Origin of the sequence: Kitasatospora sp. NPDC051164, from assembly GCF_044455625.1 — a bacterium.
GTDB lineage: Bacteria > Actinomycetota > Actinomycetes > Streptomycetales > Streptomycetaceae > Kitasatospora.
This window is the reverse complement of record NZ_JBITFB010000033.1, coordinates 41,763-62,955: the sequence shown is the minus strand read 5'-3', so window position 1 is coordinate 62,955 and position 21,193 is coordinate 41,763. Positions and strand designations below refer to the sequence as shown.

18 protein-coding genes are annotated in these 21,193 nt (G+C 72.2%); 1 reads left to right on the top strand and 17 read right to left on the bottom strand.

All coding sequences use genetic code 11. The annotated features are described in order from the left end of the window. Positions 1-137: 137 nt before the first annotated feature. From lepB (ACIBEC_RS37470) to proS, 10 genes are all read right to left on the bottom strand, one after another. Positions 138-1,142 carry a signal peptidase I gene (gene lepB / locus ACIBEC_RS37470; RefSeq protein WP_360504655.1) on the bottom strand — a complete coding sequence of 335 codons (1,005 nt, stop codon included), beginning with the start codon at positions 1,140-1,142 and terminating at the stop codon, positions 138-140. A 69-nt stretch (positions 1,143-1,211) separates the two neighbouring features. Continuing rightward, positions 1,212-2,327 carry a signal peptidase I gene (gene lepB, locus ACIBEC_RS37465; protein ID WP_396289954.1) on the bottom strand — a complete coding sequence of 372 codons (1,116 nt, stop codon included), beginning with the start codon at positions 2,325-2,327 and terminating at the stop codon, positions 1,212-1,214. Continuing rightward, positions 2,311-3,228: a signal peptidase I gene (lepB, locus tag ACIBEC_RS37460; RefSeq protein WP_360504651.1), complete on the bottom strand. Its 918-nt coding sequence runs from the start codon at positions 3,226-3,228 to the stop codon at positions 2,311-2,313. Before lepB (ACIBEC_RS37460) ends, lepB (ACIBEC_RS37465) begins: the two co-directional genes overlap by 17 nt. A 77-nt stretch (positions 3,229-3,305) precedes the next feature. Then, the gene (gene rplS / locus ACIBEC_RS37455) at positions 3,306-3,656 is read right to left on the bottom strand and encodes a 50S ribosomal protein L19 (RefSeq protein ID WP_030306736.1); all 351 of its coding nucleotides are present in this window, start codon (positions 3,654-3,656) and stop codon (positions 3,306-3,308) included. A gap of 154 nt (positions 3,657-3,810) precedes the next feature. Continuing rightward, positions 3,811-4,629 carry a tRNA (guanosine(37)-N1)-methyltransferase TrmD gene (gene trmD / locus ACIBEC_RS37450; protein ID WP_360504710.1) on the bottom strand — a complete coding sequence of 273 codons (819 nt, stop codon included), beginning with the start codon at positions 4,627-4,629 and terminating at the stop codon, positions 3,811-3,813. A 32-nt stretch (positions 4,630-4,661) separates the two neighbouring features. Then, a complete protein-coding gene (gene rimM / locus ACIBEC_RS37445; RefSeq protein ID WP_360504649.1) occupies positions 4,662-5,279 on the bottom strand; it encodes a ribosome maturation factor RimM in 618 nt (205 codons plus the stop codon). A gap of 203 nt (positions 5,280-5,482) precedes the next feature. Then, entirely contained in the window at positions 5,483-5,722 is a 240-nt protein-coding gene (locus tag ACIBEC_RS37440) for an RNA-binding protein (RefSeq protein WP_030056773.1), read from the bottom strand. Positions 5,723-5,724: 2 nt separating this feature from the next. Continuing rightward, positions 5,725-6,153, bottom strand: a complete 429-nt coding sequence (gene rpsP / locus ACIBEC_RS37435) for a 30S ribosomal protein S16 (protein ID WP_360504647.1) — start codon at positions 6,151-6,153, stop codon at positions 5,725-5,727. A 391-nt stretch (positions 6,154-6,544) separates the two neighbouring features. Continuing rightward, positions 6,545-7,123, bottom strand: coding sequence for a hypothetical protein (locus ACIBEC_RS37430; protein WP_360504645.1), 579 nt, complete (start codon positions 7,121-7,123; stop codon positions 6,545-6,547). 527 nt (positions 7,124-7,650) lie between these two features. Then, positions 7,651-9,063, bottom strand: a complete 1,413-nt coding sequence (proS, locus tag ACIBEC_RS37425) for a proline--tRNA ligase (RefSeq protein WP_360504643.1) — start codon at positions 9,061-9,063, stop codon at positions 7,651-7,653. A 230-nt stretch (positions 9,064-9,293) separates the two neighbouring features. On the opposite strand from proS, the gene ACIBEC_RS37420 reads away from it, so the two are divergent. Next, a complete protein-coding gene (locus ACIBEC_RS37420) occupies positions 9,294-10,118 on the top strand; it encodes an SAM-dependent methyltransferase (protein WP_360504641.1) in 825 nt (274 codons plus the stop codon). A gap of 53 nt (positions 10,119-10,171) precedes the next feature. Here the strand turns inward: ACIBEC_RS37420 and ftsH are convergent, their stop codons facing one another. The 7 genes from ftsH to ACIBEC_RS37385 all read right to left on the bottom strand — a co-directional run bounded on the left by ftsH (position 10,172) and on the right by ACIBEC_RS37385 (position 20,765). Further along, positions 10,172-12,238: an ATP-dependent zinc metalloprotease FtsH gene (gene ftsH, locus ACIBEC_RS37415; protein WP_360504639.1), complete on the bottom strand. Its 2,067-nt coding sequence runs from the start codon at positions 12,236-12,238 to the stop codon at positions 10,172-10,174. A 93-nt stretch (positions 12,239-12,331) separates the two neighbouring features. Beyond that, positions 12,332-12,856 (bottom strand): GNAT family N-acetyltransferase, encoded by a 525-nt coding sequence (locus ACIBEC_RS37410; protein WP_396289949.1) that lies wholly within the window; start codon positions 12,854-12,856, stop codon positions 12,332-12,334. A gap of 108 nt (positions 12,857-12,964) precedes the next feature. Next, complete coding sequence (ffh, locus tag ACIBEC_RS37405; RefSeq protein WP_360504706.1) at positions 12,965-14,530, bottom strand: signal recognition particle protein; 1,566 nt, start codon at positions 14,528-14,530, stop codon at positions 12,965-12,967. A gap of 149 nt (positions 14,531-14,679) precedes the next feature. Then, positions 14,680-17,136, bottom strand: a complete 2,457-nt coding sequence (locus ACIBEC_RS37400) for a [protein-PII] uridylyltransferase (protein WP_360504637.1) — start codon at positions 17,134-17,136, stop codon at positions 14,680-14,682. A gap of 144 nt (positions 17,137-17,280) precedes the next feature. Continuing rightward, positions 17,281-17,619 carry a P-II family nitrogen regulator gene (locus ACIBEC_RS37395; RefSeq protein ID WP_045700226.1) on the bottom strand — a complete coding sequence of 113 codons (339 nt, stop codon included), beginning with the start codon at positions 17,617-17,619 and terminating at the stop codon, positions 17,281-17,283. Beyond that, positions 17,619-19,004, bottom strand: a complete 1,386-nt coding sequence (locus ACIBEC_RS37390) for an ammonium transporter (RefSeq protein ID WP_360504635.1) — start codon at positions 19,002-19,004, stop codon at positions 17,619-17,621. Before ACIBEC_RS37390 ends, ACIBEC_RS37395 begins: the two co-directional genes overlap by 1 nt. A gap of 306 nt (positions 19,005-19,310) precedes the next feature. Further along, the gene (locus ACIBEC_RS37385) at positions 19,311-20,765 is read right to left on the bottom strand and encodes a hypothetical protein (protein WP_360504633.1); all 1,455 of its coding nucleotides are present in this window, start codon (positions 20,763-20,765) and stop codon (positions 19,311-19,313) included. Positions 20,766-21,193 lie beyond the last annotated feature (428 nt).

Below are 21,193 nucleotides of genomic sequence, written 5' to 3'. Positions count from 1 at the left end.
TCCACCTCTGGCCTACCGGAGAACACCACTGGCACGCCGGAGGCACCGGCGGGAACGCCGACGGGCCGTGGCACGTCCGAGCAGATTACTCGTCGGTACCACGGCCCGCGCAAGAGTCGGGGACAACCCGGTGGAGCTCAGGACTCCTTGCGGCGCTCCACCCGGACCCGCACCCGGCGCACCAGCGGAAGCAGGGCGACAGCCCCCACCGCACCGACCACGGGGGGCGCCATGGGCGCGGCCGCCGCCAGGCCCTTCTGGTCGAAGGTGTCCGGCACCGACAGCGTCGACCAGTGGTTGATCGGCCAGGCCACCACGAAGGCACGCCCGATCACGTTGTCCACCGGGACGGTGCCGCCGCCCGGCTGGTCCATGTGGAAGCGGGAGTCCAGCGAGTTGGCGCGGTGGTCGCCCATCACCCAGATCCGCCCCTTGGGTACCTTGACCGGCTGGAAGGGGTGGTCACCACAGGGGGTGTTGCCCGGGTAGACGTACGGCTCGTTGAGCGCGACGCCGTTGACCTTGACCGGTCCCTCGCCCTCGCACTCGACGGTGTCCCCGCCGACCGCGACGACCCGCTTGATCAGGTCCTTCTCATTGGTGGAGGGCATCAGACCGACGAAGCTGAGCACGTCCTGAACGCCGCGGACGAAGGAGTTGCTGCTCTGCTGGGTCGGCTCGTCGTTCAGCCAGCCGCCCGGGTCGTGGAACACCACGACCTCGCCGCGCTCGGGCTCGGCCCCGAACCAGGGGGTCAGCTTGTCCACCAGGACGCGGTCGCCGACCTGCAGCGTGTTCTGCATCGACTCCGACGGAATGGAGAACGCCTGGACGAAGAAGGTCTTGATCACGAGCGCGAGGATCAGCGCGATCCCGATCAGGATCGGCAGCTCCTTCCAGAAGGAGCGCGGCTTGCGCGGCTTGGCCGGAGACTCCGACTCCGATCCGTCCACCGACCCGGTCTCCGGGTGCGAGGGTTCCGGCGAGTCCTCGGCCCCCGTGCCCTGCTCGTCGGCGGTCTGGGCCGCGGCGTCGTCGACCGCGGCCGAGGGCGCCGAGGACTCGGCGGACCGGGCCACCCGACGACCTGGGCCTTCGGGCTCTCCGGCGCCCGAACGGGCACCGATCACCAAATCCCCCACAACGTCTCCTCCCTGCTGTGCGGACGCCCGCGCGCCCGCGCTCAGAGTGCCGCACAGCGGGCACCACGCTCACCATGACCATGAACGCCTCAGGGCTGCCCACCGCGGGCTCCCCTGACACCAGCACAGTCTCGGCGCGCGACCCGGAACCACTCCCGGCCGCACCTGCACTTCTCTATCACTCCACGCCACCCGGCTCGGGGCCCCCCCCGGGGGGCCCGGGGGGGGGGGGGCCGGGGGGGCCCCCCCCGCCGCCCCCCCCGGCCGACGACCGACGAGCGGAAGGATGCCCAACACACCCATAACGAGCGGAGGTTCCACAGGAACCGGCCCAACGCCCACGGATTCCGCGCTAGTTCCTCCGGCTTGCGGAGCCCGGGCGAGAGAGGAGAGTGAACTCGGCACATCGAGTTGATGGAGGCGGTCCAGCGGCCAGGCGATCACGAACGCGCGACCGACCACACCGCTCAGCGGGATCGTGCCCTGACCCGGATTGCCCATGTGGAAGCGGGAGTCGGCGGAGACGTCCCGGTGGTCGCCCATGACCCAGAGCCGCCCCTGCGGCACCTTCACCTTGAAGGGCTGCCGGGACGGCGGGTTGCCGGGTGCGAGGTAGGTCTCGTCCACCGGGTGCCCGTTGACGCTGAGCCGCCCCTGCGCGTCGCAGCACTCGACGGTGTCCCCGCCGACGCCGATCACCCGCTTGATCAGGTCCTGTTCGTTGTCGGACGGCAGCAGTCCGACGAAGGTCAGCGCCTGCTTGGCCGCGCCCAGCACCGGGCCGTCGTCGGAGGGCTTGTGGTCGTTCTCCAGCCAGCCGCCCGGGTCCTTGAAGACCACCACGTCGCCGCGCTGCGGCTCACTGCCGAACCAGGGGGTCAACTTGTCCACCAGCACCCGGTCCCCGATCCGGATGGTCTGCTCCATCGAACCCGAGGGGATCACGAACACCTGGACCAGGAAGGTCTTTATCACCAGCGCCACCAGCAGGGCCACCAGGATGATCATCGGGACCTCGCGCACCAGCGACCGCTTACGCCGACGAGCCGCCCGACGGGCGCTGCGGCGACGCTCGGCCCGGCCGCGCACCGACCGGGCCACGGCAGGCCCGGCGCCCTCCGGCCCACCGTCGTCCGGCTCGCGGGCCGGGCGGTCGGCGAGCCGACCCCTACCTCTGGTCCCCATGACCACCCGTCCCCGCAGTCGCGGCGAAAGCCGCGGGCCGGTCCAGGCTGGTCCAGCGCGAGAACGGGTAGACCACCCAGTCCGCCCGGCCGATCACCTTCTCCTCGGGCACGAAGCCGCCGCCGGGCTCGCCGAGGTGGTCGCGGGAGTCACGGGAGGCCCTGCGATGGTCGCCCATCACCCACAGTTCGCCGGCCGGCACCACCACGTCGAAGGCCACGCTCGACGGGTCGTTCCCCGGGGCCAGGTAGGAGGTCTCGTCCACCGGCACGCCGTTGACGGTGATCGGCGCACCCGGGCCGGCACTGGTCACCCGGTCGCCGCCGACGCCGATCACGCGCTTGACGTAGATGGTGTTCCCGGCCGGGGCCAGCCCGAGGTCCTGGGCGAGCGAACGCGCGCCGTCCCAGAAGCCCTGCGGCTGCGCAGACTCCCGCAGGAAGGAGCCCCTCCCGTCGAAGACCACGATGTCGCCCCGCTGGGGGTGGCCGCCGAAGGCGTAGGCGAGCTGGTTCGCGATCAGCCGGTCGCCCGGTCGCAGGGTGTCCTCCATCGATCCGGAGGGCACCGCGAACGGACGCGCGACGAAGGCGTTCACCAGGAGCAGGGCCGTCAGGCAGATCCCCACCAACAGCAGCAGGTCACGCGAACGCGAGTGGCCGGGCTCCTCGTCCTGCTCCGAGCCCTCCTCGGCCCGACTCTCCGCGGCCTGGCTCTCCTCGGCGGTGCGCGCGGAAGCGGCAGTAGCCGGACCGGTCGCCGTGTCCTCGGAAACGACCGCGGAAACGACCGAAGCGGCCCCGGTAACCGCCCCGGACACGACCGCGGACCGCGACAGCGAGTCCGCACCGGAGGGTGCGGGACTGCTGTCGCGGTCCGCGGGTGGTTCGTGCGTGCTCATCGGGGGGTGAGCTTACCTTGCGGTCTCTCGGTCCCCTTGAGCGCTCCGATCCCCCGGCGAGGCCGGGGGCCGGTGGATCAGCGGTCGCGCTTCTCCTTGATCTTCGCGGCCTTGCCGCGGAGGTCACGCAGGTAGTACAGCTTGGCGCGGCGAACCGCACCGCGGGTCACGACCTCGATCTTCTCGACGACCGGGGTGTGCACCGGGAAGGTGCGCTCCACGCCGACGTTGAAGCTGACCTTGCGAACGGTGAAGGTCTCACCGATGCCGGCGCCGTGGCGGCGGATGACGACGCCCTGGAAGACCTGGACACGGGAGCGGTTGCCCTCGATGACCCGGACGTGGACCTTCAGGGTGTCACCGGCACGGAAGGCCGGAATGTCGCTACGCAGCGAAGCCGCGTCGACAGCAGCGAGCTTGTTGCTCATGTTGCTCTCCATCGCAGGCGCCACGGGCCGCCCACGGAAAATCGTCACAATGGGGTTTACTGCGGGCCGCATCGGCTGACGGCGAGCCCCCCGTGGCGGGGGCGCCGGTCCACGTGCCCCCTACGAGAGGGTGCCAGCGACAGACAGCAGCGGCCTATTCTTCCACACCACCGGCCACGGACCGAAATCGGCCGAGCCGTTCGTCCCAGGCCAGGCCGAGGATGCTGAGCGCCTCCCGCTCCTTCTTGTCGAAGGCGCCGTACTGCCAGCGCTCGACCAGGTCGGGGCGGTTCGCCAGGGTACGGGCGAAGGCCTGCTCGCGCCGCCAACGGGCGATCCGGCCGTGGTTGCCGCTGAGCAGCACGTCCGGCACGGTGCGGCCGCGCCACTCGGCGGGCTTGGTGTAGACCGGCCCCTCCAGCAGGTCGGCCATCGCGCCCGGCGCGAAGGAGTCGTCGCGGTGGGACTCGGCGTTGCCGAGCACCCCGGGCAGCAGTCGGGCGATCGCCTCGACCATCACCAGCACCGCGACCTCGCCGCCGGCCAGCACGTAGTCGCCGATCGAGGCCTCGACCACCGGCATCCGGGTGGCCGCCTCCTCGATCACCCGGCGGTCGATGCCCTCGTACCGCGCGGGGGTGAAGGCCAGCCAGGGGCGGCCGGCCAGCTCCTGGGCGAGCTCCTGGGTGAACGGGCGCCCGCTCGGGGTCGGCACGACCAGGGTGGGCACCTCGCCCTCGGGCCCGCCGGCGACCACCGCGTCCAGCGCCTCGCCCCACGGCTCGGGCTTCATCACCATGCCGGGGCCGCCGCCGTACGGGCTGTCGTCCACCGTGCGGTGCACGTCGTGGGTCCACTCGCGCAGCTCGTGGACGTGCACGTCCAGCTGGCCGCGCGCGCGGGCCTTGCCGACCAGCGAGATGTTCAGCGGCTCCAGGTACTCGGGGAAGATCGTGACGACGTCGATCCGCATGCCGCTCTGCACACCGCCGCTCTCCTCGACGGTCACTCCGACTCCTCCGAACCGTCGGCGGGCGCAGTGGCCTCGGCAGCCTCGGCAGCCTCAGCGGTCTCAGGGCCCTCGGCCGAGGACGTACCGGCGACCTCCGCCTGCTCCAGGTCGATCAGCCCGGGCGGCGGGGTGATCACCGCGCGCTGGTTCTCCAGGTCGATGGTCGGCACGATCTGGCTGACGAAGGGCACCAGCACCTCGGTCCCGTCGGGCCTCTCCACCGTGAGCAGGTCCTGGTACGGCAGGTGGAGCACCTCGGTCAGCTCGCCGACCAGGGTGCCGTCGAGCAGCACCACGTCCAGGCCGATCAGCTGGTGGTCGTAGTACTCCTCCGGATCGTCGGGGCGCTCCTCCGGGTCGACCTCGGAGATGAGCAGGGTGCCCCGGAGTGCCTCGGCCGCGTTGCGGTCCTTGACGCCGACGAAGCGCAGCAGCAGCCGGCCGCTGTGCACCCGGCCGGACTCGATGGTCAGCGGCCCGGCCGACGCGGGGTCGGTGAGCAGGACGGCACCCGGGCCGAGCCGGAGCTCCGGCTCGTCGGTGCGGACCTCGACGCTGACGTCCCCCCTGATGCCGTGGGCACGGCCGATCTTGCCGACGACGAGCTGCACGGTGATCGTTCTCCTGGAGTTCCTGAGCCGAAACGAGAGCCCGACGAAATGCGAAGGGCCGGTGCGAAGGGCTGGTGCGGTGGGGTGGTGCGATGCCCCGAAGGGGTGGTGCGAACGGGTGGTGCGGGAAACGAGAAAAGGCCGACCGGGACGACATGCGTCCCGGTCGGCCCCAAGCCCTGACGGCTGAACGAGCAGCTGCGTCAGCGAATGTTGTCCACGTCGACCAGGTCGACCCGGACGTTGCGACCGCCGAGGGCGCCGACCACGGTGCGCAGAGCGCGCGCCGTGCGGCCACCCCGGCCGATCACCTTGCCGAGGTCATCGGGGTGCACTCGCACCTCGATGGTGTTGCCCCGACGCAGGTTGCGCGAACGCACCTGCACCTCGTCGGGGTGCTCGACGATGCCCTTCACCAAGTGGTCGAGGGCGTCCTCGATCACGCTCAGGCCTCGGCGGCGGCGTCGGCCTCAGCCTCGACCTTGTCCGACTTCTTGGCCTTCGGGGTGATGGCGACACCGGTGGTGGCGTCCTCGAAGCCGGCGACGGCCTTCGCGAACAGGTGCGAGAAGTCCTCGACCTTCGGCTCCGCGACCAGCAGCGGCGCCGGGGCCGGCAGGCCCTTGAACTTCTGCCAGTCGCCGGTCAGCTTCAGGATGGCGAGCACCGGCTCGGTCGGCTGGGCGCCGACGGACAGCCAGTACTGGGCGCGGTCGCTGTCGACCTCGATCTTCGAGGGGTTGTAGGTCGGCTGGTAGATGCCGATCTCCTCGATCGCGCGACCGTCACGCTTGGTGCGGGCGTCGGCGACGACGATGCGGTAGTGCGGGGAGCGAATCTTGCCGAGACGCTTCAGCTTGATCTTGACTGCCACGGGAGTGGGTTCTCCTGGTGTTGACGTGGGTGAGCGGGCTCGCCTCGCGTGGGGTTGCGGGGTGGACCGTTCAAGGGACACGCCAGCCGTAGGAGAGAGGGGTCCTGTCTCGGCTGCCGAGTACTCAGCTGTCCATTCTGCCATACCGGCGCGAACCGCCCGCACACGGCCCGGGAACGGATCAGGGCTCGACCGGGAGCCCCCGCTCCCGGTCCAGCCCACGGACTCACCGCTGTGGTACTGCCCTGCCGTTGTTCTGCTCATAGCGCTTGGACCGCTCGTAGCGCTCGGACCGCTCGTAGCGCCTGTACCGCTTTGCCGGTCCGCCGTGCGACCGCTCGCTCCGGCCGGACCGCTGCCCGCACAGCAGTCCCGCCGGCCCGCCGACCACTTACGTGATCTTGAACGGCTGCTGGCACGCGCCGCAGACGATGGACGCCTGCGCGAGCACCGACGGAACGACCCGGACGTTGCGTCCGCAGCCGCAAACCGCCTTGACCCGGACGCCGCCCCCGGAGGAGCCGTGCCGGGCGGCCGGGCCGCGGAAGGCACGCGTCACGCCGTCGCCGGCCACCGCTTCCTGGTGCGCGCCGAGGGCGCGGTCCAGGCGCTCGATGGTTCCTGCGTAGCGTTCCTGGGTCTCCTTGAGCATGGTCACCTGGGAGAAGCCGCTACTCGCGTGCGGCTCCACCGGGTGCGCCAGGCCCAGCTCGGAGGCGAGCATCAGGAAGCGCCGGTTGTGGTAGCGGCCGGCCCGCGAGGTGTCCCGGATATCCCGGGCCGCGGCCAGACCGTGGGCAGCCTCGTGGAGGAGCCGCTCGAAACCGAGCCGCGTGCCACAGGCCGAGGAGGATTCGCCGATCAGGGCCTCGGGCGAGGCCAGGTCGGGGAGATCCTGGTGGTAGGCCTGGATGTCGCTCCAGGCGGCGGCCAGTTCGGCCGCGAGGACGAGGGGCTGTGTCGTGCTCACGCTAGACCAACGATGGAGTGCGAGCCGATGTTCCGCATGTTTCCGTCCTCCGGGAATTCACAGGGAACTCCCAGGAATGCAAGGCGGCGCGCGAATTGCACGCTCCGGATCTGACGCAAGACCAACCCCCTGCCGGTTTCGGCCCGTCCCACGGTCGGCGGGCCTGGTGAATTCCGCCCCGGGCGGCGGGCTGTCGCCCCCAGGACGTACGGCCCGTGGTCCCGCCTGATTGACAGGGCCACGGGCCGTACACCGTACCGCTATTCCGTTAATACCGGGAGTTGACCGGCCAGTAGGGATGTCCGCTGCCGGGAGTCCCCCGAAGGAGTTACCGGATTCTTACCCATCCGCATTACGGGCAAATGTCGCCGCCAACGGTCATTACCTACAGGTAACAGACAACCGGCGGACATCCCGGATCGTGGAAGACCCGCGAAACGGCCGCCTGAACCGAACCCCGGGTCGAACCCGGAACCGGAACCGGACACGGGTGCGAACCGGGAACGGGTGTCGGAACCGGATCGATGTCAGTACGCGCGGGCGACGATCGCGATATTGCCGTCCTGGTCGTCCGACTGCGGCACCGAACCGTCGGCCGCGACGATGCAGCGCACCGTGACGCCCTGCTCGGCCAGCTTGGCCTCGCCCTCCGCGCCGAGGTCGGCCCAGGAGATCCGGCCCCAGCCGGTCGCGGCGGCCTCGACGGCCTCGTCGATGGTCTTGACGTCGACCGTGCGGGACTCGCGGCGCTCGCGGGACTGGCGCAGCAGCAGCGCCTGGTCCTCCTCCAGCACGCTCGGGAGCAGCGCGGCCAGGGCGTCGATGGAGACCGGCTCCTTGCCGCCCGGGATGCGGCGGGCCAGCATCGCGGTGCCGTTCTCCAGGTCGCGCGGACCGACCTCGATGCGCAGCGGAACGCCCTTGAGCTCCCAGTCGACGGCGCGGCGGCCGAACGGGGTGTCAGTGCGGTCGTCGACCACGACCCGGATGCCGGCGGCCTCCAGCTGCGCGCCGATCTCGCGGACCTTGGCGATGACCGCGTCGTCGCCCTTGATCGCGAGCACGACGGCCTGGACGGCGGCCAGGCGCGGGGGAACCCGCAGGCCGTTGTCGTCGCCGTGGGACATGATCAGGCCGCCGACCATGCGGGTCGAGACGCCCCAGGAGGTCTGCCAGACGTGCTCGCGCTCGGCGCCCTGCAGCTGGTAGGTGGTGTTGAACGCCTTGGCGAAGTTCTGGCCCAGCTCGTGGCTGGTGCCCATCTGCAGCGCCTTGCCGTCGCCCATCATCGCCTCGAGGGTGAGGGTGTTGATGGCGCCGGCGAAGCGCTCCTTGGCGGTCTTGCGGCCGAGCACGACGTCGATGCCGAGCACGTTGGTCATGAAGTCGCCGTAGACCTGGGTGTGGATCATCGCCGCGTACGCACGGGCGTCCTCGTAGGTGGCGTGAGCGGTGTGGCCCTCCTGCCAGAGGAACTCGGTGGTGCGCAGGAAGACGCGCGGGCGCAGCTCCCAACGGACCACGTTGGCCCACTGGTTGATCAGCAGGGGCAGGTCGCGGTGGCTCTGCACCCACTTCGAGAAGTACTCGTTGATGATCGTCTCGGAGGTGGGCCGGACGACGACCGGCTCGTCCAGCTGCTTGCCGCCGCCGTGGGTGACCACCGCGAGTTCGGGTGCGAAGCCCTCGACGTGCTCCGCTTCCTTGGTCAGGTAGGACTGCGGGATGAACATCGGGAAGTAGGCGTTCTGCGCGCCGGCCTTCTTGATCCGGGCGTCCATCTCCTGCTGCATCCGCTCCCACAGGCCGTAGCCGTACGGTCGGATGACCATGGTGCCGCGCACCGGACCGTTGTCGGCCAGCTCGGCCTTGTTGATGAGGTCCTGGTACCAGCGCGGGAAGTCTTCCGCCTGAGGGGTGAGAACGGGTGCCTTAGCCATGGGGCGAATGGTACGGGGAGCGACCCCCTGACTTCGAATCGGTATCACACCCCCGGCCGGTGACGGACCGGGCCGCGGAACGGGCCGAAGGACGGGGGGCGCACTACCGCGACACGCGCGCACCACCCTGCACCCCTCTGGACGCCGGGCCCGACCCGCTGTTCGCTGGAGTAGGGCGGGACTTTGGGGGAGCCGTAGCAGCACACCGAAGGACCGGATGGGAGGCCGCGATGGCTTCAGCTCGGACGACCGGCACAACCGAACGACCAACGGGCGCACGCGCGCACCACCCGCAGCCCGGGGCCGCCGGGCCCGTGCGGGCGCGCGACTGGGCGGAGATCCAGGAACGCATGCTGGTGCCGCTCTACGAGGCGGTCTACGACCGGCTGGAGGTCGGCCCGGCGAGCAGTGTGCTGGGCCTGGGCTGCCGGTCCGGACTGGCGTTGCTGCTCGCCGCCGGACGGGGCGCCCAGGTCTCCGGGCAGGAGCCACGGGACGAGCTGCGCGAGCTGGCCCGCGACCGTCGCCTGCGGGTGTGCGCCGGGGCCCGGCCGGCCGCCGACGTCGCCCGCTCGGCCCATTCGCTGGTGACGGTTTTCGAGCAGCTGCCCGGCGCCGCCGAGCCCTGCGCGGTGGTGGCCGAGGCCGCCCGGCTCACCCTCCCGGGCGGGCACGTGGTGCTCGCCGTCTGGGGCCCGCCGGAGCGCTGCGAGAGCGCCGCGCTGCTGGACGTGGCCCGGCGGATGGCGGGTCGCACCACCGCGCGCGACCCGTTCGAGCTGAGCGCGCCCGGAGCGCTGGAGGACCTGCTCGCCCCGGCCGGCCTGCGCCCGGCCGGCAGCGGCCGGGTGGGCTGCCCGTTCGCCTACGCCGACCTCGACAGCGCGGTGCGCGGTCTGCTCTCCACCGGCCTGTTCGAGGCGGCGGAGGAGTTCTCCGGCGCCTCACTGGTGGCCAAGGAGCTGGAGGAGGCGCTGCAGCCGTACCTGCGCGCGGACGGCTCGGTCCGGATGGAGAACGTGTTCCGCTACCTGGTCGCCGAGCGGCCGCGCTAGGAGACGCGAACCGGGGGCGCCCGCCACCACGGCGGGCGCCCCCGGCAGCCGGTTCACGCCTGGTCGAGCGACTTCCCGCCGGGGCCATCCTCGGAACCACCGGCACTGTCGGAGCCACCGGAACCGGCGGAACCGTCAGAACCACCGGGACCACCCGAAGCACCGGAGCTGTCGGTCCCACCAGAGCTGCCGGACCCGCCGGAGCCCTCCGAGGCCCCCTCCCGGGGCACCCCCGCCGCCCGGTAGGCCTGCTCCTCGTCCAGCGTCTCCGCCTCCAGCAGCGCCGCCGCCAGCGCGTCCAGCCGGTGCCGCTGCTCGGTCAGCAGCCGCACCGCGTCGTCGTAGCACTCGGCGACGATCCGCCGGGCCTCCTCGTCCACCGCGTCCAGCGTGGTCGGCGCGGCGGAGAGCCCGTACGCGCCCTGCGGGTCGGAGGGCACCGCGGTGAGCCGGCCGACCCGCTCGCTCATCCCCCAGCGCCCGGCCATCCCGCGGGCGATGTTGGTGACCTGTTCCAGGTCGCTCTCCGCGCCGGTGGTGATCACTCCGTAGACCACCTGCTCGGCCGCCATGCCGCCGAGCGCGCCGATGATCCGGCCGCGCAGGTAGGGCTCGGTGTACGAGTAGCGGTCGTTCTCCGGGGTGGAGAGGGTGACGCCGAGCGCCCGGCCGCGCGGCACGATGGTGATCTTGCGGACCGGGTCCGCGCCGGGCTGGAGCATGCCCAGCAGCGCGTGCCCGCTCTCGTGGTACGCCGTCCGCTCGCGCTCCTCCTGCGGCATCACCAGCGGCCGCACGGCGCCGAGTTGGACCTTCTCCAGAGCGTCCGAGAGGTCCCGCTCGTTGACCGCGTCCTGCTCGCGCTTGACGGCCAGCAGGGCGGCCTCGTTGACCAGGTTGGCGAGTTCGGCGCCGGTCATCCCGGGGGTGACCTTGGCCAGTCGGGTGAGGTCGGTGTCGCCGGACAGCGGGACGGTGCGGGTGTGGATGCGCAGGATCGCGGCCCGGCCCTCCCGGTCGGGCGGGCTGACGGTGATCCGCCGGTCGAAGCGGCCGGGGCGCAGCAGCGCCGGGTCGAGCACGTCGGCCCGGTTGGTCGCGGCGATCACGATGACCCCTTCGGAGCCGCTGAAGCCGTCCATCTCGGTGAGGATCTGGTTGAGCGTCTGCTCGCGCTCGTCGTGCCCGCCCATGCCGCCGCCCGCGCCGCGCTGGCGTCCGATGGTGTCGATCTCGTCGATGAAGATGATCGCCGGGGCGACCTTGCGGGCCTCGGCGAACAGTTCGCGGACCCGGCTGGCGCCGACGCCGACGATCATCTCGATGAACTCGGAGGCGGAGGCGGAGAAGAACGGCACGTCCGCCTCACCGGCCACGGCCCGGGCCAGCAGGGTCTTGCCCGTCCCGGGCGGGCCGCTCAGCAGCACGCCGCGAGGCATCTTGGCGCCGAGCTTGCGGTACCGCTCCGGGTTCTTCAAGTAGTCGACCACCTCGGTGAGTTCGGCCTCGACCTCGTCGATGCCGGCCACGTCGGCGAAGGTGGTGCGGGTGCCCTGCTCGGCGGTGACCGGCTTGGGCGGTGCCTTGCGCCCGAGCGGCCCGGCGCCGAGGCCGCCGGCCATCCGGCGGGCGAGCAGCACCCAGATGAAGATCAGCAGCAGCATCGGGGCGAGCGAGAGCAGCAGGTTGGTGAGGAAGCTGCGCTGCTGGACCGGCGAGGTGGCGGTGACCTCGACGCCCTGCTGCTGCAGCGTGGTCCACAGGTTGTCGCCCGCGAACGAGGGCCGCTGGGTGTCGAACTCGGTGTAGTCGCCCTTGCCGCCGTCCGGCTTGGGCTGGGCGCTCTTGAGGGTGCCCTCGATCGCGTCGCCCTTGGCGTAGATCTTGGTGATGTTGCCCTTGTTCAGCTGGTTGTTGAACTCGGTGTACGAGATCGTGGTGGCGCCCTCGTTGCCGAAGTAGGACAGCAGCACGTCGGAGATCAGGAACACCACGAGGGCGGTGAGGACGAGGCCGGTCCAGCCGCCGGGCATCCTGCGGCGGGGCGGGGGCGGGGGCGGGGCGCCCTCGGAGCGCCAGGGCTGGTCGGGGGTCTGACGCGGCGGCACGGGTTCGGTCACCCATCGGACGATACGGACAGGTGCTCGGGCGGGCCAACCGCAACGCCGCGCCCGAGCGCCCGAGCGGTCCCGCCGGGCGCCTCCCACCAGCGGTTATGCCGAAGCGCCGGGCCACTCCTCGGCGGTCAGCGCGAACCGCTCGTGGTCGCGCCAGTCGCCCTGCAGGAACAGCATCCGCGGCGAGAAGCCCTCGCGTCGGAAGCCCAGCCGCTTGGCCATCGCGACCGAACGCTCGTTGTCCGGCTGCACGTTGATCTCCAGCCGGTGCAGTCCCAGCCCGCCGGCCGACTGCGGGGCGAAGCAGCGGTCCAGGACCAGCCGCATGCCCTCGGTCATCCGCCCGGTGCCGGCGAACGGCAGGTACGCGTCGTAGCCCATCGTCGCGTTGCAGAACCGGCCCATCACGATGTTGGCGATGTTCACCTTGCCGACCAGCCCGCCGGTCCTCCCGTCGAGGATCAGGAAGGTGCGCAGGCCGGCCCCCTGGCGCTCCAGCAGTTCGGGCAGCCCGTCCGGCTCGACCGGGTTCCACCGCCCGATGTGTTCGGCGGACCGCCGGACCGCCTCGGCGTACGCAACCGCGTCCTCGGCCCTCGGGGCCCTGATCATCACTCGCATGTCCCCCATCATCGGACACGCGATCGGCCCGCCGCCCGGAAATACCGGACGACGGGCCGAGCGAAATCGATCAAGGCCGATCACAGACCAGCCCCGGACGCTCAAGGACTACAGCAGGTCCTTGAACTCCTTGGGCAGCTCGAAGTCGGCCGGGCCCTTGCCCGCGCCGAGGCCGAACGCCCCGCCGTCCGCCGGGGCCTGGTCGGCGCCCGGGCCGAGCGCGCGGCGCTCGGCGGCCGCGGCCTCCTCCTGCGCCCGCTTCAGCGGGTTGCCGCTCTTGCGCTTGCCCTTGGCCTGCGGGGCCTTCTTGCCGGACTTCTTCGCGCCGCCGCCCATGCCCGGGATCCCCGGCATGCCGGGCATGCCCTTGCCGGAGGCCATCGCGGACATCATCTTGCGGGCGTCGAAGAACCGCTCGACCAGGTTCTTGACCTCGCCGACCTGGACGCCCGAACCCTTGGCGATGCGGGCCCGGCGGGAGCCGTTGATCAGCTCCGGCTCGGCGCGCTCGGTCGGGGTCATCGACTTGATGATCGCGCCGACCCGGTTGACGTCCTTGTCGTCGATGTTGTTGATCTGCTCGCGGATCTGGCCCATGCCGGGCAGCATGCCGAGCAGCTTGGAGATCGAGCCCATCTTCTGGACCTGCTCCAGCTGCGACAGGAAGTCGTCCAGCGTGAACGCCTTCGGGCCGCCGCGCAGCTTGGCGGCGATCTTCTCCGCCTCGGCCTGCGAGAAGGTCTGTTCGGCCCGCTCGATCAGCGAGAGGACGTCACCCATGCCGAGGATGCGCGAGGCCATCCGGTCCGGGTGGAAGGCGTCGAAGTCGTCGACCTTCTCGCCGTTGGAGGCGAACATGATCTGCCGGCCGGTGACGTGGGCGACCGACAGGGCGGCACCGCCGCGGGCGTCGCCGTCGAGCTTGGAGAGCACGACACCGGTGAAGTCCACGCCGTCGAGGAAGGCCTGCGCGGTGGTGACCGCGTCCTGGCCGATCATCGCGTCGACGACGAACAGGACCTCGTCCGGGTTCACCGCGGCGCGGATGTCGGCGGCCTGCTGCATCAGCTCGGCGTCGATGCCCAGGCGGCCGGCAGTGTCGACGACGACGACGTCGTACTGCTTCTGCTTGGCGTACTCGATCGAGTCCTTGGCCACCTGCACCGGGTCGCCGACGCCGTTGCCCGGCTGCGGGCCGTAGAAGGCCACGCCGGCGCGCTCGGCGACCACCTGGAGCTGGTTGACCGCGTTGGGGCGCTGGAGGTCGCAGGCCACCAGCAGCGGGGTGTGCTTCTGCTTCTTCAGCCAGTGGCCGAGCTTGCCCGCGAGGGTGGTCTTACCGGCGCCCTGCAGACCGGCGAGCATGATGACCGTCGGGCCGCTCTTGGCGAACCGCACCCGGCGGGTCTCGCCGCCGAGGATCGCGATGAGCTCCTCGTTGACGATCTTGATGATCTGCTGCGCCGGGTTCAGCGCGCCGGAGACCTCGACACCGAGCGCCCGCTCCTTGACCTGCTTGATGAAGGCCCGGACGACAGGCAGCGCGACATCCGCCTCCAGCAGCGCGATACGGATCTCGCGGGCCGTGGCGTCGATGTCCGCCTCGCTCAGGCGGCCCTTGCCCCGGAGGTTCTTGAACGTCGCTGCGAGGCGATCGGAAAGGGTGTCGAACACGTCGTCGCGGGTCCTCTGCGGCATCGGTAACGGTACGGTCGTCGTCCCCCAGGGTATCCGGCCGCCCCGGGTAAGGTCTCCACCCCTGCTCCAGGAGCTCCTCCGCCCCTGCTCCCGGGGCTGCTCAGCTGCTACTTCCCGGGGTTTCCTCAGCCCAGCGCCGCCCGGACCGCGGCCGCCACCTCCCCGGCCCGCCCGGCGGCCAGCGGACGGCCCTCCGGGTCGGTCAGGTAGAAGGAGTCGACGGCCTCCGCGCCCAGCGTGGAGACGTGCGCCGTGCGCACCCGTACGCCGGCCCCGTCCAGCGCCCGGCCGATCCGGTGCAGCAGTCCTGGGGCGTCGTGCGCGCGGACCTCCAGCACGGTCGCGGTCGCCGAGGCCACCGCGGGCGCCACCGCGACCAGCGGCGGCGGGGTCGGGATGCCCTTGCGGCGCGGGGCGGCGGCGTCCCGTTCGGCGAGGCGCCGCGCGACGTCCAGCGAGCCCTCCAGCGCCCGGCGCAGGTCGGCTCGCAGCCGGGCCGCCTCCGGCAGCTCGCCGAACTCGGCGGCCACCCGCCAGGACAGCAGCAGCACCGGCCCGGCGCCGATCGGGTCCAGTTCGCGCAGCCCGGCCGAGCGGACGGTCAGCCGGTGCAGCGCGAGCACCCCGGCGGCGGTGCCGAGCAGCCCCGGACGGTCCGGGACGGCCAGGGTCAGCTCCACGCCCATCGGCTCGGTGCCCGGGTCCGCGCCCGCGGCCTGGGCCCGCAGCGACAGCGCCGGCTCACCGGTGCGGGCCGCCTCGACCGCGAGCCGCTCCTGCTCGGCGGTCGGCGCCGCCTCCACCGGTGCCGTGGCCGCCCCGGCCAGCCGGTCGGCGGCCCGGTCCACCAGGCCGGCCACCAGCGAGGCCCGCCAGCTGCTCCACGCGGCCGGGCCGGTGGCCAGCGCGTCCGCCTCGGTGAGCGCGTGCAGCAGCTCCAGCTCCGGCAGGGTGGTGATCGCCTTGGTGATCGCCTCGACGGTGGCCGGGTCGTCCGGGTCGCGCCGGGTCGCGGTGTCGACCAGGGTCAGGTGGTGGCGGACCAGCACCGCCAGGGTCTCGGTGTCCTCGGGGCTGAAGCCCATCCGGGGGGCGAGGTCGCGGACGATCACCTCGCCGGCCTCGCTGTGGTCCCCGGGCCAGCCCTTGCCGATGTCGTGCAGCAGCGCGGCGACCAGCAGCAGGTCCGGCCGGGCCACCCGGCGGGTCATCGCGGCGGCCCGCACCGCCGTCTCCACCAGGTGCCGGTCCACCGTCCAGCGGTGCACGGCGTTGCGCTGCGGACGGCAGCGCACCCGCTCCCAGTCCGGCAGCAGCCGGGTGACCAGTCCCTCCGCCTCCAGCGCCTCCCACACCGGGACGGCCGCCTCCCCGGCGCCCAGCAGGGTGACCAGCTGCTCGCGCGCCTCGTCCGGCCAGGGCACCGGCAGCGGACGGCACTCGGCGGCCAGCCGGCGCACCGTCGCGTACGAGACGGTCAGCCCGTTCTGCGCGGCGGCGGCCGCGGCGCGCAGCGGCAGCACCGGGTCGGCGGCCGGGCGGGCGCCCTGGGCCAGCACCGCCTCGCCGTCCTGCTCGACCACGCCCTCGGCGAGGGGGCGGCGTTCGACCGCGCCCCGGGCCACCGCGCCCGCGCCCCGCCCGGCGCCGGTGAACGGGGCGGTGAACGGCGCGGTGAACGGGAACGCGCGCCGCGTCGCCCGGCGGCCCCGGCCGGTCCGGGCGGCGAGCACCCGGTCCACCGCCCGCCAGGTGACGTCGCTCGCGTACGCGATGGTCCGGGCGGCCTCGTAGACCTGGCGCAGCAGGGTGTCGGCGTCCAGCACGCCGAGCCGCTCGGCGACCTGGTCCTGGTCCTGCAGGCTGAGCCGCTCGGTGGCCCGGCCGGTGACCAGGTGCAGCGCGTCGCGCACGTCGGCAAGCCGCAGCGCGGCGGCGTCCAGGCCGTCCCGGGGAGCGTCGGCGAGCCAGGTGGCGGCGACGGCGTTGAGCGCGACGACGTCGCGCAGGCCGCCGCGGGCCTCCTTGAGGTCGGGCTCCAGCAGGAAGGACAGCTCGCCGTGTCGTTCGGCCCGCTCGCGGCCCAGCTCGCGCAGCTCGGGCAGGCGCGCGGGGGCGCTCGCGCGCCAGTCGGTGAACACCGCGGCGCGCAGCTCGGCGGTGAGCGCCGGGTCCCCGGCGAGGTGGCGGGCGTCCAGCAGGCCGAGCTGGGCCTTGAGGTCGGCGGCGGCGACCGCCCGGGCCTCGGCGACGGTGCGCACCGAGTGGTCGAGCTTGGCGCCCGCGTCCCAGACCGGGTACCAGATCCGCTCGGGCAGCTCGCGGGCGATCGGGCCGTCATGCAGCAGCAGGACGTCCAGGTCGCTGCGCGGGGAGAGCTCACCGCGCCCGTAGCCGCCGACGGCGACCAGGGCGACCCCGGGCGGGGCACCGGCGGCCGCGAGCAGGGCGGCCAGCCAGTCGTCGGTGAGCCCGGCGAGCGCCTCGCGGCGCGGGCGGCCGACCGGGCCGGGGTCGGCGAGCAGCGCGGCCCGGGCGGCGGCGGGGTCGGCGGGGTCGGAGGGCCTGGTCTCGGTGGTCATGCGCTGGGGTCCCGTCCGTCGTGCGGGGTGGGCCGTGCCACGGTGCGCCGGGAATGCGGTGCGGCGCGGTTCGGCCGAGCGGGGTACGCCGTCGGCGGGCCCGTGGTCCCCTCGGGGGATCACAGGCCCGCCGACGGGCGGGGGCTACAGGGCGTCCGGGCCACGCTCGCCGGTGCGGACCCGTACGGCGGTGTCGACCGGGACGCTCCAGACCTTGCCGTCGCCGATCTTCCCGGTCCGGGCGGCCTTCACCAGGACCTCGATCAGGTCGTCGGCGTCCTCGTCCTCGACGAGGACCTCGATTCTGACTTTCGGCACCAGGTCCACGGTGTACTCGGCGCCCCGGTACACCTCGGTGTGGCCGCGCTGACGGCCGTAGCCGCTGGCCTCGGTGACGGTCAGGCCGTGGACTCCGAAGGCCTGCAGGGCGGCCTTCACCTCGTCCAGGCGGTACGGCTTGATCACGGCGGTGATGAGCTTCATCAGGCGTCGACCTCGGTCTTCTCGGCCGCCTTTCCGGCGGCCTTCTCGGTGGGCTTCTCGGCGGACGAACCGGCGGACGATCCGGCCGACGCGGCGGCCGCGGCCAGGCCCGGCAGGGCCCGGGCCAGGCCCGCCCCGACAGCGCTGAAATCGTAGGCGGACTCGGCGTGTTCGGCCTGGTCGATGCCGGCCACCTCGACCTCCTCGGCGACCCGGAAGCCGACCAGCTTGTCGACCGCCTTGGCCAGCAGCCAGGAGAGCACGAAGGAGTACGCCGCGACCACGGCCACGCCCATCGCCTGCTTGCCGAGCTGCCCCAGCCCGCCGCCGTAGAACAGGCCCTTGGCGGTCTGGCCGACCCCGCCGGTGGCGAACAGGCCGATCAGCAGCGAGCCGATCGCCCCGCCCACCGCGTGCACGCCCACCACGTCGAGCGAGTCGTCGAAGCCCCAGCGGTACTTGAGCGAGACGGCGGCGGCGCAGACCGCGCCCGCGACCAGGCCGATCGCCACCGCGCCGAGCGGGCTGACCGAGCCGCAGGCCGGGGTGATCGCGACCAGCCCGGCCACCGCGCCGGAGGCAGCGCCCAGCGTGGTGAAGGCGCCGTGCTTGAGCTTCTCGTAGATCAGCCAGCCGACCAGCGCCGCGCCGGTGGCGACCTGGGTGTTGACCATCGCCATCGCGGCGACCCCGTTGGCAGCCAGCGCCGAACCCGCGTTGAAGCCGAACCAGCCGAACCACAGCAGGCCGGAGCCGAGCATCACCAGCGGCAGGCTGTGCGGGCGCATCGGGTCCTTCTTGAAGCCGACCCGCTTGCCCAGCACCAGGCAGAGCGCGAGGCCCGCCACACCGGCGTTGATGTGCACGGCGGTGCCGCCGGCGAAGTCGATCACGCCGTTTCTGTCACCCAGCCAGCCGCCGTGGCCGCCGTCGAAGAAGAACACCCAGTGCGCGACCGGGAAGTAGACGATCGTCACCCAGAGTGCGATGAACAGGCCCCAGGCGGCGAACTTGGCCCGGTCCGCGATGGCGCCGCTGATCAGCGCCGGGGTGATGATCGCGAACATCAGCTGGAAGACCGCGAAGGCGGTGATCGGGATGCTCCCGGTCAGCTCGTTCAGGCCGATGCCGCGCATCCCGAGGAAGTCCAGGTTGCCGATCAGGCCGGCGAAGGCGTCGGGCCCGAAGCTGAGCGAGTACCCGTAGAGGACCCAGAGCACGGTCACGATGCCGAGCGAGAGGAAGCTCATCGCCAGCATGTTGAGTGTGCTCTTGGCCCTGACCATGCCCCCGTAGAAGAAGGCCAGGCCCGGGGTCATCAACATGACCAGGGCCGCACTGATGAGCACGAAGGCGGTGTCGCCCGCGCTGAAGCCGTCCGGCATCGGCGTCTCCTCTGCGTCCAAGCCGATCCGCACCCGGGTACCTGTCCCGTGCCACCCGGGGTGTCGGCGATGAAGAGGAGCGTGCCGAAGGCTGGTTTCGGCCAATGCGGCCGGTTGTTTCGCGGCCGTGACGCGTGCGACGCGCGGGTTACGGCTGCGTGAACCACGGCCCCGCGGCGGCCCGGAGGGGCTACCGTGCCGCCGCACGGCCCGGCCCCGGCGCGGAGGAGCCACCGCCCGCGACGGCGGCGGCCGGCACGGGCGGTGGAGTCGGGGCGGGTGGTGGAGTCGGGGAGGGAGCGGTGATCAGACCACCGAGAGGTACTCCGGGATGTCCTGGACGACCCGCTCCTTGAGCCGGCTGACGGCGTCCACGCCCTTGAACCGGGCCGCCGCGGCCTCCGTGGTCTTGCGCACCCGGGAGTTCAGCCGCTCCGAGCGCACCTTGGTCGCGATGTCCACCGCCTGCTCGGCCATCACCGCCGCCTGCTCGGCCTCCTTCTGCAGCAGGTGCACGCTGGCCATGCCGATCAGGTTGAAGGCGTACGAGCGCACGTGGTCGCCGTCCTGGCGGAACAGGTCGACCGCGCGCTCCATCACCGGCGCCGACAGCGAGGCGTACAGCTCGGCGTTGTCCGAGTGGTAGGCGAGGTCGCGGAAGGAGTGCGCGTTCTCGGCGTTCAGCTCGGCCGGTGAGAAGAACTTCAGCCAGTCCGGGTCCCCGTCGCCCTCACGGATGTCGGTGAAGGTGTCCTCGGACAGCCGGATCGCCCGGGCGCAGCGGTTGATCTCCCCGATGGTGGCGTAGGCGCGCGCCTCCATCGCGTACAGCAGGGACTGCTGGCGCGGGGTGGCGGTGTCACGGCTGCCGTACTGCGCCAGGTGGATCAGCTCCAGGGCGTCCTCGCCCCGGTTGAGGTGGATCATCTGGCGGCTCATGTCGGTGAGGATCAGCGCGCCGAACGGGCGGTCACCGGCCTCCTTGGCCGCGTGCAGGGCCAGCACGTAGTACTTCTGCGCGCTCGGGTGCATCCCGACGTCGTACGACATCCACCCGGCCAGGTGGGCGAGCTCGGCGGTGAGCCGGAACAGCCGCCGGGTGGTGTCCTCGGTGTACGTCTCCTGGAGCAGGTCGGTGACCTCGTGCAGTTGGCCGACGACGGCCTTGCGGCGCAGCCCGCCGCCGTTCTGCGCGTCCCACTGGCGGAACATGACCGTGGTCTGCTCCAGCAGTTCCAGCTCGGGCTCGGAGAGCCGGCCGGTGAACGCCTCGCCGCCGTTGGCCGCGGTGAGGATCGGGGTGGGGATGCCGGTCGGGCCGGGGGTCAGCCAGCGCTGCATCGGCTCGATCAGCGCGGCGCCGGCGGTCAGCGCCAGCGAGGTGCCGAGGAAGCCCCGGCGGTTGAGCATCAGGTCGCTGCGGGAGTAGTCACTGATCAGCTGGACGGTCTGCGGGCCGCTCCACGGCAGGTCGACGCCGCCGCCCACGGTGGAGACCGGAATCGCGGCGCGCAGGCCGAGGTCCTCGATCGAGACCACCGAGCCGAAGCGCTCGGAGAAGAGCTCCGACATGATCTTGGGAATCGGCTCGCGGGGCTGTTCGCCGTCGAGCCAGCGGCGTACCCGCGAGGTGTCGGTGGACACGTGGTGGGCGCCGATCTGCCGGGCCCGGCGGTTGACCTGGCGGGCCAACTCGCCCTTGGACCAACCGCTGCGGGTGAACCACGTGGTCAGCTTCTCATTGGGTTGCTTCTCTGCCATGGGAACGTCCCATCCCGCCCGGCCCCTCGCGGGGCCCCCGATCGTGACCGCCCGACGGTTGCGGGCTCTTGCCAGACGTGCCTGCCGTGCCTGAGGTGGTGCCGTACCGCGCCCTCGCACTGGTGTGCCATCGTCGCGGACGTCCCGTCAGATTCCCAACTCCCGTTCTCCGGTGGCCCGGAGCGGGATCACGGCGACATCCGCGTGCTGAACGTAATGCCCCGCGAGGTGCCCGTGGGAGCGACCCTGGCGAAACGCCACCTTTCGCCACCCCCAGGAGTGAACCGAAGTCAGGGGGCAGACGCTTCACTGGGTAGTCCCGACGGTCCGGCATATGCGGGCCGCCAAGTCGCCCGGCTCATCCCGGTAGACCCGGCAGAACCCGCAATCCACCGCAGTCACAAGCGAGTTCACCACCCACTCCGGGC